Source organism: Rothia mucilaginosa, from assembly GCF_964210535.1.
In the GTDB taxonomy this organism is placed as follows: Bacteria; Actinomycetota; Actinomycetes; order Actinomycetales; family Micrococcaceae; genus Rothia; species Rothia mucilaginosa_F.
The window spans coordinates 255,344-268,230 of record NZ_CAXOMR010000001.1; the positions used below are offsets into that span (position 1 = coordinate 255,344).

The 12,887-nt window shown below is 60.4% G+C and carries 8 protein-coding genes; 1 reads left to right on the forward strand and 7 read right to left on the reverse strand.

The features are described 5' to 3' along the window. Positions 1 to 4: 4 nt before the first annotated feature. Positions 5 to 1,360, reverse strand: coding sequence for a hypothetical protein (locus AB8C10_RS01065; RefSeq protein ID WP_368866557.1), 1,356 nt, complete (start codon positions 1,358 to 1,360; stop codon positions 5 to 7). 403 nt (positions 1,361 to 1,763) lie between these two features. Continuing rightward, the gene (locus AB8C10_RS01070; protein ID WP_368866558.1) at positions 1,764 to 6,653 is read right to left on the reverse strand and encodes an NAD-glutamate dehydrogenase; all 4,890 of its coding nucleotides are present in this window, start codon (positions 6,651 to 6,653) and stop codon (positions 1,764 to 1,766) included. A 240-nt stretch (positions 6,654 to 6,893) separates the two neighbouring features. On the opposite strand from AB8C10_RS01070, the gene AB8C10_RS01075 reads away from it, so the two are divergent. Continuing rightward, positions 6,894 to 7,808, forward strand: a complete 915-nt coding sequence (locus AB8C10_RS01075; protein ID WP_368866559.1) for a shikimate dehydrogenase — start codon at positions 6,894 to 6,896, stop codon at positions 7,806 to 7,808. Positions 7,809 to 7,892: 84 nt separating this feature from the next. On the opposite strand, the gene AB8C10_RS01080 is transcribed toward AB8C10_RS01075, so the two are convergent. The 5 genes from AB8C10_RS01080 to AB8C10_RS01100 all read right to left on the reverse strand — a co-directional run bounded on the left by AB8C10_RS01080 (position 7,893) and on the right by AB8C10_RS01100 (position 12,782). Continuing rightward, positions 7,893 to 9,185 (reverse strand): MFS transporter, encoded by a 1,293-nt coding sequence (locus AB8C10_RS01080; protein WP_368866560.1) that lies wholly within the window; start codon positions 9,183 to 9,185, stop codon positions 7,893 to 7,895. A 250-nt stretch (positions 9,186 to 9,435) separates the two neighbouring features. After that, positions 9,436 to 10,635: a hypothetical protein gene (locus AB8C10_RS01085; RefSeq protein WP_368866561.1), complete on the reverse strand. Its 1,200-nt coding sequence runs from the start codon at positions 10,633 to 10,635 to the stop codon at positions 9,436 to 9,438. A 155-nt stretch (positions 10,636 to 10,790) separates the two neighbouring features. Then, positions 10,791 to 11,666, reverse strand: coding sequence for a glycosyltransferase family 2 protein (locus tag AB8C10_RS01090; RefSeq protein WP_070689884.1), 876 nt, complete (start codon positions 11,664 to 11,666; stop codon positions 10,791 to 10,793). A 49-nt stretch (positions 11,667 to 11,715) separates the two neighbouring features. Then, positions 11,716 to 12,093 carry a DUF2304 domain-containing protein gene (locus AB8C10_RS01095; RefSeq protein ID WP_368866562.1) on the reverse strand — a complete coding sequence of 126 codons (378 nt, stop codon included), beginning with the start codon at positions 12,091 to 12,093 and terminating at the stop codon, positions 11,716 to 11,718. Positions 12,094 to 12,095: 2 nt separating this feature from the next. Then, positions 12,096 to 12,782 carry a glycosyltransferase family 2 protein gene (locus AB8C10_RS01100; protein ID WP_439958515.1) on the reverse strand — a complete coding sequence of 229 codons (687 nt, stop codon included), beginning with the start codon at positions 12,780 to 12,782 and terminating at the stop codon, positions 12,096 to 12,098. Positions 12,783 to 12,887 lie beyond the last annotated feature (105 nt).

Sequence of the window (12,887 nt, forward strand, 5' to 3'; positions counted from 1 at the left end):
GTTCTTACCAGGCGAGGGCTCGACGCCAGAAGAGGGAGTACTCGGGTGCAGCCCACGCCTGACGGTAGACGCGGTAGCATGCGAAGGCGAGCACTGTCTCGCCCACGATGATGGGCAGGTAGCCGGTCTCGTTGGGCAGGATCATGAAGGAGATGAAGAGCAGCACCAGGTGCGCTGCGGAGAGCAGCTGCACGGTGACGTACATGGTCATGTACTCGATCTGGTAAATCAGCAGTGCCACTGCAACGAAGAGGAACGCCACGACCAGGCCGGAGAGCGCCAGCGGGTAGGACTGCGGCAGGAAGATGAACATCAGGATGCCGGTGACAATAGCGCTGGCGATGTAAATCAGCAGGGAGTTACGGATAGCGTGGTTGGAGGTGCGCAGAGCCTTCGAGGACTCCTCCTGAACACCCTTGTAGGGCAGGCGGTCGAAGATGGTCCACAGGTGCTGGATGCTTGCGTTGACGCGGTCTGCCTCCACCACGAAGAAGTAGTTGTAGGCGATAACGCAGGGGATCAGGCTCAGGTAGATTGCCACGACGTTGATCTCGCCGCCGGTGACCAGGAAGAGCATGTACTTATCAGCCCAGATAATGGAGCCGGTGAAGAAGCCGCGCAGGGCGTCGAGCGCAATGTCCTTGAGCGGGATGCGCGCGAAGTGCAGCAGGTGCACCAGGTCCTTGCCGAGGCTCACCAGCAGGATGAGCGAACCAACCAGCGGCGGCAGGAACCATTCCTTCGGGAAGAAGAGCAGGGCAAGAGTGTAACCAAGCCACGCGACGAACCAGATGATGCGGTTCTTCGCGAGGTTCGGGATGACCAGCAGCTGCGCGAACGCAATGTTGAGAACGCCCAGGACGAAGAACGCACCGAATGCAGTCGGGGTCCAGTGCAGGACGAGGGCGACCGGTACGGCGAAGATCAGTACCAGCGGCATGGTCATGAAAAAGAGGTAGAGCCAGTTGCGGGTGAATGCGGTCAGGTCGGTCATGTCCTGGAACTGCGGTTCGGACATGCGTGCGCGTACAGCGCGTGCTTCGGCGCGCTTGAGCTGGTGCTCAAGGGTTTCAGCGTGAATACGCAGGCCTTCGCGGGCGTCCGCAATCTTCTTGTGCTCCATCTGGATACCACGGTACAGGGGCAGGCAGGCCGCCTGGCTGAGCCAGGGAACGGTAATGGACGCTGCCAGGATCACCTGGATCAGGGGGACACCGTCGAGGTTGTACCGGTTAATGGTCGGGGTGACCATGGGGAAGACGGTGGTCAGCAGCGCGACCGGGGAAACGTAAAGCAGAAAGTTAATGAGGAGGCGCCAGGCGGTGGTGGTTTTTTCCTCGGTACCGTGGTTGGTAGACAATCTTGCAGACTTTCAGTCGATAATCGTAAAGATTAGGGGCAGTGTGTTTGAACAGCACCGTGTGACGCGCCAGGGGGGAAGACTCGTCGTACCGAGAAGTGCCGGGTCCCCATGGTTTGCGCTGATGCCGCCGTGAATCAATATACGGCATATATCAACTAAAACCTTTGGTTTCCTTAACCCTCTACTTGATATTTGGAGGGATTTAAAACACATTTCCACACTGCATTTAGTGTAAAAACGTATCGTTCCTTGTCAGAAGGGTTTTTCTGCATAGATTTTGCGGCATCCCTCCCCCTGTACAAACTCCCCCTGTACAAACTCCCCCTGTGCAAAAGCATCCCGGCCCCTCCGATTGGAGAGAACCGGGATGCTCTAAGCAACCCTAACGGGCCTTAGCTTTTTAGGATGCGCTCGAGAGAGTACGCAGTGCCACAGACACCACAGCCAGGCGCGGGTGACCGGATGCATCGGGAGCAGCTTCGCGGATCTCCTTCAGGACGCGGTCGATGTTGCCGACGCGGGTCGGGTGGTCCTCAACCCAGGTGTCCAGAGCCTGCTGTGCACCTTCCACAGTGGAGAAGTCGCCCTTGGCGCCCTCTGCCACGGACAGTGCCAGCTCTGCTGCGGTCTCGTAGAGGCTGCCGCGCAGTGCCTGACGTGCCAGGATCTCCCAGCGGTCGTTGCGAGGCAGGTCGGAGATGAGGCCGAGCAGCTCGTCCACGGTGAAGCGGTTGTAGGTTGCGAAGTAGACCGGTGCCAGCGAGGTTGCCTCGAAGTCGTGGTCGCGTGCCGCACGGATAACGTCCAGCAGGGCGTAGCCCTCGAAGCCGCGAATCCAGATGACGATGAGGTCCTCGGGCAGACCCCATGCCTCGCCTGCGTCGCGCTTTGCACGAACACGGTCGCGGGAGCTGCCGGAGAGGTACTCGGGCAGGTTACGGCGCATCTCGACGACGGAACCGAAGATCTCCAGCAGCTCAGAGATGCTGGTGCCAGCGACCACGCCACGCTCGGTGATGAACCAGCGGACTGCACGGTCCAGAACGCGCTGGTTGTCGCGCAGAACGGTGAACCATGCATCCAGCGGGGTCTTCGGGGGCAGTTCGCGGTGCAGCTTAGCTGCGGTGCCCAGCTCGAAGAGCTCGCGAGCGACGATGAAGGCGCGTGCGACGGAATCGATACCGACGTTGAACTCCTCCATCACGCGGTATGCGAAGGTGATACCGCCGATGTTGACCAGCTCGTTAGCGACGCGGGTGCAGATGATTTCCTTACGCAGCGGGTGCGAGTCCAGGTGCTGACCGAAACGCTCAACCAGTGCTGCCGGGAAGTAGTTGCGCAGAACGCCTTCCAGGTAGGGGTCGTCCGCGAAGTCGGTCTGCTCCAGTGCGTGGGTGAGGTAAATCTTCACGTACGCAGCCAGGACGGACAGCTCGGGGCGGGTCAGGCGGTCGCCAGTGGTCTCCAGACGCTCGTCCAGCTCCTCGTCGGTGGGCAGGAACTCGACGGCGCGGTTCAGGCCGGCGTGCTCTTCCAGGTCGTGCATGAGGCGCTTGTACAGGTTGGTGCCCAGGAAGGAGCCGTGGAACTCACCCTGCAGCAGAACGTTCTGCTCAACGTTGGTCTCGAGGACCTTGCCGCCGACCTCGTCCTGCAGGGACTCGATGAAGGAAGCACGCTCTTCGCTGGACAGCTCGCCGTGTGCCACGAGGCGGTCCACCAGAATCTTGATGTTGACCTCACGGTCACTGGTTTCCACACCTGCGGAGTTGTCGATTGCGTCGGTGTTGAGGATAACGCCGTTGAGCGCAGCCTCAATACGACCCAGCTGGGTGAAGCCGAGGTTACCGCCCTCGCCAACAATCTTGGCGCGCAGGTCCTTGCCGTTGACGCGCAGTGCGTCGTTAGCCTTGTCGCCAACCTGTGCGTTGGTCTCGGTGGATGCCTTCACGTAGGTACCGATACCGCCGTTGTAGATCAGGTCGACCGGTGCCTTGAGGATTGCGGAAATCAGCTCGGTCGGTGCCAGCTCGGTGACGGACTCATCCAGGCCCAGAACCTCGCGCACCTCGGGGGTGATCTCGATGGACTTCAGACCGCGAGAGTACACGCCACCACCGGCGGAAATCAGGTCGCGGTTGTAGTCCTGCCAGGAGGAACGGGGCAGGTTGTACAGGCGCTGACGCTCGTCGAAGGACACTGCCGCGTTCGGGTTCGGGTCCAGGAAGATGTCGCGGTGGTCGAATGCTGCGACCAGGCGGGTTGCCTTGGAGCGGAGCAGACCGTTACCGAACACGTCACCGGACATGTCGCCGATGCCGACTGCGGTGAACTCTTCGGTCTGAGCGTCGTGGCCGAGCTCAGCGAAGTGACGCTTGACGGACTCCCATGCACCGCGTGCGGTGATGCCCATAGCCTTGTGGTCGTAGCCGACGGAGCCGCCGGATGCGAAGGCGTCGCCCAGCCAGAAGCCGCGCTCGAGGCTAATTGCGTTTGCGGTGTCGGAGAATGCTGCGGTGCCCTTATCCGCTGCAACGACCAGGTAGTAGTCGTCAGCGTCGCGTGCTACAACACCCTCGGGGCGGACAACAGTCTCGGAGCCGTCATTGCCAACTGCGAGGTTGTCGGTGACGTCCAGCAGGGAGCCAATGAAGACCTTGTAGGACTCGCGACCCTCGGTGATCCATGCGTCACGATCCACTGCGGGGTCGGGCAGCTGCTTGGGGAAGAAGCCACCCTTCGCGCCGGTGGGGATAATGACGGAGTTCTTCACCATCTGTGCCTTGACCAGGCCCAGAACCTCGGTGCGGAAGTCGTCGCGGCGGTCGGACCAGCGCAGGCCACCACGTGCGACGCTACCGAAGCGCAGGTGAACACCCTCAACGCGCGGGGAGTAGACGAAGATTTCGAACTTGGGGCGGGGCAGGGGTGCGAAGTCAATCTCCTGCGGTGCCACTTTGAACGCGAGTGCGGGACGGTCAGCCAGGTATGCGTTGGTGCGCAGGATAGCGCGGATGACCTTGCCGAGGGAACGCAGGTAGCGGTCAGCGTCCAGGGTGGGGATCTGGTTCAGTTCCTCAGCCAGTGCTGCTTCGATTTCCTCGCGGCGTGCGTTGCGCTGCTCATCGTTGAGACCGTTGTTCGGGTCGAAGCTGACCTCGAAGAACTCGACCAGGTGCTTGGTGATGGCCGGGTTTGCGAGCAGGGTGTTCGACATGAAGGACGGGGTGTAGCCCAGGCCCAGCTGAATCAGGTAGTGGTTCAGGGCACGGAACAGACGTACTTCCTGCCAGGTCAGGCCCTCAGCCAGGATCAGGCGGTCCAGGGTATCGGACTCGCGCTCACCGAGCAGGTAGGCGTTCAGGGCGTCCTCGTAAAGGGAAGCCACAGCGTTTGCATCCACGCCCTCGGGGAATTCAACTCCGAAGTCGTAGAGGTAGCCGTAGTCTTCGCCATCCTCAGGCTTGAACTCGTAGGGCTTCTGATCAACAACGACCAGACCCATATTCTGCATAACCGGCAGAAGCTCGGTGAGGGTGTGAGGTGCGGACAGGTAGGTCTTCAGTCGGGTGGTGTTGGCTTCGCCGGCTTCAACCTTGATTGCGGCGGGCTTCTGGCCCGAGAGAGATTCAAGAATCACGATATCCTCGATTGCTTGTTCTACTGTGTAATCGGCTCGGTAGGCTGCGCTAGTCGCATCTGCCCAGGCTGATGCGAGTCGGCGGCCTGCCGCTCCGGGTTTCCATGCCTCAATAGCAGCTGCGGTTGCTTCCACCCAGGAGCGGGCGGCTTCTTGCAGTCGCTTTTCGAGAGCTTGATGATCCGTCTTCGGCACATCGTTGGGGTTGGTGAGCCGAATGCGGAAAAATAGACGCGCCAACGATGAGGAGGACAGGTACACCTCATGGTCGATGGCACTAAGATCAAATTCCTGTTGGAACACCCGCTGGATACGGGAGCACACGTTCGTGTTGTAACGATCCCGAGGCAGGTACACCACGGCGGAAATAAACCGGTTGAACCGGTCAGCGCGCAGGAACAGGCGGGTCTTGCGGCGCTCCTCCAGGCCCATGATGCCGCCGAACGTATCGGTCAGATCATTAGCGGAAGCGTGCAGCAGCTCCAGGCGCGGGTAATCCTCCAAGGCACCCAGAAGCGCCTTGTCAGAGTAAGAACCGGGGTGGTAGCCGAGGCGGCGGCGCACCATCGCGATACGCTCACGCACCAGCGGAGTCTCAATAGCGGGCAGTGCGTACGCCTGGCGGGTGAACAGGCCCAGAATGACGTACTCACCGATCACGCGGCCATTCAGGTCGAAGCGGCGCACACCAATGTAGTCCAGGTAGTCGTTCCGTGCGACAGTGGAGCGGGAATTCGCCTTCGTGATGTACAGGGGGCGCGGGAACAGGGCACGCTCCAGGGTCTCACCCGAAAGGGGGATGCGGCTCCTACCCTCCGTGGTGCGCAGAATACCGAGCGCCGAACCGGGGCGGTCCACCAGCGAAATAGCGCCGGAGGTGCCGTCCAGCACACGCTCCTTAACACCCATGAACACGAAGTTGCCGCGGGTCAGCCAGCGCAGGAAGTCCTGTGCCACCTCCACACGGGATGCAGGCTCCACACCGCGCGGGTTGGCGGCATAGGATTCCTCACCATGACCCAGGGTTGCGCCGCGCAGGTCGTACATGGACTGCGCCAGGTCGAAAACGCGGGCGACCATGGCATCCAGGTCGGTGTGGCAGGCGCGAACGTCAGCGAGGACGCGCTCAACTTCCTTCTCACAGCGGCGCTGCTCTTCCTCAGTGAGGTAGCGGGTCAGGCGGACCGCAATCCAGGACTCAATAGCGACCGTGGTGCCTTCGGGGGCGTTATCGCTGAGCTTGAGGGAGGGCACGCCAAGAGTGGCGGTATCGCCGCTGGCAAGGTTGCCGCGCATGCCGGTGCCGCGCAGGCTCAGGAGGTTACCGTCCGGGCCGCGTTCGGCGAGGAAAGTGGGGTGAAGAATCGTAACGAAACCACCAAAGTGCGCGGCGAGGCATGCGGTCAGGGAGCTGACAATGTGCGGCATGTCGTCGGTCGCGACGTACAGGGTGGTGTTGTACTCGTCGTTGCGTGCGGCAACGACAGGGGTCTTGGGCAGGCGGATTTGAGCCAGCGCACGGTGGGTGCGAGCCAAATCCTCTAACTCTGCCGGGGTGAACTCTTCACGCTCATCTTCGGGGCTGTTCAGGAAATACTGCTCGACCCATGCATCGGCGCCAGCGAAGTGTGCCATAGCCTTGTCAGTCATTGACAATCTATCCTCCGAATATCGGTATCACTTCACTGTGACGGTGTCTGTGTGGTCTCATGTGCGCGCCGTGGCGCGCGAGCACTTATACCAAGCTTATACCTTCGAGGTGTTTCTGTCAGACATATCGCTCTTGTGGGCATAGAAATTATTTTTATCTTCTTCCCAACTCCAGCGCGCATTTGGTACGGGTTCAAGAAAGTAGGTGCATCTTACGAGGCGGACACGTACAGTGAAACTATGAGTTTGCGTACTGAATCCTTCCTGGTGGGCCTCATTGGTGACGGCATCACCTCCTCACTGACCCCTCCCATGCACGAAGCAGAGGCGGACGCGCACGGCGTGCACTACCTGTACCGCCCCGTCGACCTGGACGCCCTGAACCTGGACGGAGCCTCCGCACCGGCGCTTCTGGATGCGGCAGCACTGCTCGGCTTTAATGCCTTCAACATCACGCACCCGTGCAAGCAGTCCGTCATGGAGCACCTGCACGAGCTTTCGGAAGCGGCACGCGCCCTGGGCGCGGTGAACTGCGTGGTGATTCGCGAGGACGGCAGCTTCTACGGCGACAACACGGACTATTCGGGATTCATCGCGGGCCTCAAGCGCGGCCTGCCGCAGGTGGCTGAGGATCCGACGCGCCTGGAGCACGTGGTGCAGTTGGGTGCTGGCGGTGCCGGTAGCGCCACGGCGTACGCGCTGTGCCGTCTGGGGGTGCGCCGCCTGAGCCTCTTCGAACGTGACGCAGCGAAGGCTCAGAGCCTGGCGGAGCAGCTGGGTGGGCTCTTCACGCAGACCCGGGTCGAGGTGCTGAGCGATGATGAGCGCTTGATTGAAGCTCTACTGGAGGCTCAGGGTTTGGTGAATGCAACCCCCGTGGGTATGCACGTGCATCCGGGTATGCCGTTGAGCGAGTCGGCGCTGAGCGCCGGGGTGTTGCGTGAAGGCCTGTGGGTTGCGGACGTCATCTACCTGCCGCAGGAGACTCAGCTGGTGCGCGCGGCGCGTGCCGCCGGGTGCGAGGTGCTGACGGGTGGCTACATGGCGGTGGGTCAGGCGGTGGATGCGTTCCGCCTCTTCACCGGGCTGGAACCGAACGCCAAGCGCATGGCGGCTCATTTTGAGGCACTGATTGCGGCACAGCAAGGGGTTTAGAAGGGTAAACACGCAGGTGGGGCTGGATAGCCAACTATCCAGCCCCACCTGCATTTATTCTATATACGGAATATATTCTGTGGGCTATGCATCCAGCTCAGCCAGAGTCTTCTTGTAACCCTCGCGAGCCGTCAGCGCACCCAACGCCACAAGCACACACATGGCGACCGTGAACACGGCGGGCAGCACCGCATTATGCAGGTCGGCACCCGCGAGGCTGGTCGCCACGGCGGGGGCGACGCCTCCAGAAATTGCGAAACCAATCTGGGTACCGAGCGCCAGGCCGGTCACGCGAACGCGGGTCGGGAACATCTCGGCATAGAAGGAGGGCCACACGCCGTTCGCCATGGAGTACAGCGCGCCGTGCATGAGCACGCCGTAGGCGAAGATACCCACCCAGTTGCCCTCGGTAATCGCACCGAGGTACGGGAACATCACCAGGGAAGAAGCCACCGCACCGGTAATGAACACGGGCTTGCGGCCAATCTTATCGGCGAGCATGGCGGCGAGCGGAATAGCAATCAAACCGAGAGTGTTCGAGGCAACCGGCACCAGCAGCATAGTGCTACGGTCCAGCCCGTAACCCTTCGTAGCGAAAGACAGCGCAAAGGTCGTGAAGACCATGTTCACGGTATTAACCATGGCGCACACGGCGATGGTAAGCACGGCACGCTTGTGGTGCTTGAAGACCAGCATGAGCGGGGACTCGGTGAGCTTCTCGCGCTGCAGGTAGGCGGGCGGCTCGGAGAGAGTGCGGCGAATCAGCCAGGCGGTCACCACCACGAATGCGGAGAGCCAGAAGGGCACGCGCCAGCCCCAGGTGAGCAGGTGCTCATCCGGCAGTGCGGCGAAGGGAATAAACACGGCGGTCGCCAGCAGCGAACCAAACTGGGTGCCCTGCAGGGTCCAGCTGGTCGTGAAGGCGCGCTGGTGTTCGTTGGCGTGCTCCAGGGAGATGGAGATGGAGCTTGCCTGCTCACCGGCGGCGGAGAGGCCCTGAAGCATACGGCAGGCAACCAGCAGAATCGGCGCGATAATGCCCGCCTGGCTGTAGGTCGGCAGGCAGCCAATCGCAAAGGTTGCGGCACCCATCAGGAAGAGGGTGAGCATCAGGACGAATCGGCGACCGTAACGGTCACCGAGGGGGCCAACAATCATGGCACCGAAGGGACGCACCACGTAGGCGACACCCACAACCACCATGGACTTGAGGATGCCGATGGCGGCGGTGTCTTCGGGGAAGAAGATGCGGTTGAGCACGATTGCGGCGGCGGTGCCGTAGACAGCGAAGTCGTAGTATTCGAGGGCGGAGCCTATCCAGCTGGCGAGGGCGGCTCGTCGTGGTGATCGGGCGGGCGCGTCGGTGCGTCGGCTCATGGGTGGCTCCTTCGGTGGTGTACCCGTTGGGAGGGACGGGGCGGCTGTGTGGGTGGCCCGCGCAGTCTGTCAATGTGCCCTTCCAGTGTAGGGAGCGTACCGCACGTTTTCCATAGGGTTACCTAAGTTCCCAAGGTTTGAAGTAGTAATAGCGGGCGGACACCCCCCCAGCCCCCGTCAGTTCATGAGCAATAAAAAATGAGGGGTTGAGCATAACTATTCGTTTGCTCAACCCCTCATCATTTATTTATTAAATATTCTCCAGCTCAGCGTTGCCGCTATTCGACACAGAACGCGCCTGCCACACCATCGCACCCAAATGTACTAGCAGGCCAAGAATCGGCCCCACATACAGGGCAAGAAGAGTGCGAGTCAGAAGAGGCAACGGCGACACCGCCACCACACAAGCAACTACAGCCGCCAGCGCCCAACCAGCCACATACGACCGGTGCATATTCAACGCAATCACCAGCGACCCCGACAACACCAGAAGCGCCAGGAAAGCAGAAGCAAACACCAGAAGCGCAAGCACCGGAGAAGTCACCACCTCGGCGTACGCTTCAACCTCTGAAGGCTTCGGCGGGTAAAGCAGACCAAACAGCCACGGGCCCAGCACATAAGCCGCCGCAGCGCCCACAAGACCCACACCCAACAGCGCACCAGCAGGCTTCGCAAAAGCACGCAACGGGTGGTTCTGTTGCTTCAAGAAAGCAGACACCGCCACGCCCTGAAAAGCCTGCAAAGGAATCATAATCGGCGAGCGCGTAATCGAAATCGCCAGAATCAGAACCGCCAAAATAACCTGCTGTAGCGGGTCGTTTGAATCGATGCTAACGTTCAGCAGAAGCGGCAAGCCCATCATAAGAACCGCATTAGCAGTCGACGACCCCATCGACAGTGTGTAGTTATACAGCAGACGACCCGAGGAAACATCCGCACGAGAGCTAAAAACTCGCCGAGCTTCTGGAAGCAGAAGCACCATCAGCAGCCACAGAAGTACCGGAGAAACCGCTGCGGCTTCAAGACCGATGAGATGCGCAGAGACCAGACCGACCGCACAGATAGCCATAATGCGCCAAATAGCGTCAAACCCCGACACGCTCGCGAAGAGGTACCAGCTTTCCTGACCAGCAGACGCACCGTAGAGAGTCATATGCATGGCATAGAGGGCCACACCAGCGCTCAGGAGAAGCACACCGCTAAACCCGCTCAGCGGAATCTGGGCGGAAGCCCACAGAGGGCTCGTTACTAAGGTCAGACCGCCCACGATAAGACCCACCAGAGCACCCACGGGGGCAATACGTGCACCCGTTTTACCATCGCGGCGCGCAGTGCCCACGGCGCGGGTCGCCTCCTGCTGGATACCGACCACCACACCGTAGAGGGCAAAAAGAAGCGACCAGAAGAGAAGGAACTCCGTCAGGCTTTCGCCCTCCAGAAACCGTTTCACAACAACGGTAATTCCTAGAGAAGATAGTGCAGCTAAACCGGACGATCCCAAAATTGCCATCGAATGACCACGAGTCATTTTCTTCGGCTGGGACTCTGCCGATGATTCCACGCTATCTCCGTTCTCTACTGGTCGCACCTATTAGATTGAAATCTTTACTTTACGACGTGCTCGGCAAGGTTCTTCACGCCCTGCCACTTCTTCGCCAGAGCCGCCTTCGGCAGCAGAGTCAGCGCGTGAGCACGCGAGGAGAAACGGATACGAGCCACGCGAGCCGCCTTCTTCCAACCCAGGGCGCTCATCTCTTCAACCATGGTGTTGTAGTAGCGGCGCTCCTCCTCAAAGCGGGTACCCTCCAGGGCACGCCAAGACGAGTCGGAACCACCGTGACGGCGGTACATGAACGCAACCTGCGGATCGTAGTACAGGGAGCCGCCGCGCATCGTAATGTCGAGAATCAGCGCCATATCCTGGATAACATTCAGGCCCTCACGGAAGCCGGTACCCACGATAGCGTCCTTACGCCAGCCCAGGGACGGGAAGTAGAACCACGCACCACGCAGCAGGGAGGTAGCCAGCTCCTCGCCCTGCAGAACAGCCTCACCCTTGGGGCGGTAGAACGCCTTAGTCTGCTCCACCAGGGTGTTCGACAGGCCGTTGTTCTCATCAATCACAACCACGCCGGGCTGGAAGATGGAAGCCTCGGGGTGCTTAGCCGCCGCGTCCACGAGCCACTGTACGTAGTTGGGGAGCATGACGTCGTCAGCACCCATGACGGTGACCAGCTCGTTCTCCACGAAGGTCAGGCACTTGCGGTAGTTCGCGTTCGCACCCAAGTTGGTTTCGTTGCGCATGTAGGTGATGCGTTCGTCCTTCAGGGACTCGAACCAGCCGGGAATCGAGTCGTCCGGGTAGCCGTCATCGACAACAATCAGGCGCCAGTCCGGGTTGGTCTGACCGACCACAGACAGCACAGCCTGCTTCATCATGGCGACGTCGCCGTAGTAGGGGAACAGAATATCAACGGTCATGGGGTATTACTCCAACTCACAAGGGGTGAAAAGTACTGAAAGATAAAGACTAAGAATCTTGCTGGTCACGCTTCTTCGCACCGGATGCACCCTCCGGCTGCTCCTGAAGCGCCTTCAAAATGGCGACTTCCTCAGCCAGGATGCGGGTCTTCTCCGACAGGCGCGACAGCTCCAGGGTCAGGTGAATACTCACACCCATCAGCAGCAGAATCGACAGCAGGAACAGCAGGTTCACCGGCAGGGCTACGCCCACGAAGTCCGCCACACCATTGAGAAGAGTCGGGAAAGCACCCAACACAATGATGATGGCACCAATAATCAGCCACAGGGCGGCGTAGCGCTCCTTCATGCGCTGGTGACGTACCTGAATCACCACAAAAGTACAGACCAGAATGGCAAGGATCAAGAAGAAAACACTGGCGCTCACGGCTACTTCTCCTCGGGGCGGCGGCTCACCGAAATGCCGTAGGCAAACAGTGAACGAACCAGATAGATGGCAGACTTCAGCGGACCGGAGGAGGGAGTACCTCCCTGACGCTCACGCATATGCACCGGCACCTGACGCACCTTCAAACCATTGCTAATTGCCATGGCGGTGATGTCAATCGTGTCGCCCAGGTATTCGGCGGGCAGGTTACGGCAGTAGAAGTCGATACCGCGACGGTTCGCAATCTTAAAACCGCTGGTCACGTCCGTGAACGGGGTTCCCGCCGCGCGAGTAAACAGGAACGACAACAGGCTCATCGCCCACTTGCGCGGACCGGACACATCATAGTCCGCCGCACCATCGGCAAAGCGGGAACCAATCACGATATCGTAATCCTGCACCGCCTCAATGAGCGAGGGGATGCTCTCGGGGTGGTGCTGGCCGTCCGAATCCACCTGCATGGCGTAGTCGTAGCCCATGCGCTGCGCGTACTTGTAGCCGGTGCGCATGGCGGCACCCACACCCATGTTGTAGGGCAGGTCAATCACAAACGCGCCCGCCTCACGAGCCACGGCGGAGGTGTTGTCGGTGGAGCCGTCATTGACCACCACCAGGTCCACGAAAGGTACCGTCTCCTGCAGCTCAGTAATAGTGCCGGGTAGCGCTTCTTCCTCGTTCCAGGCGGGCATAATCACCAGCGTACGAGGGAACGTGCGGGGGGTAAGGGACGATGTGGGAGAACCCATAGGGCAGTTACCCCTCCTAACGATTGTGTCTTACCGTGCGTGCGAAAG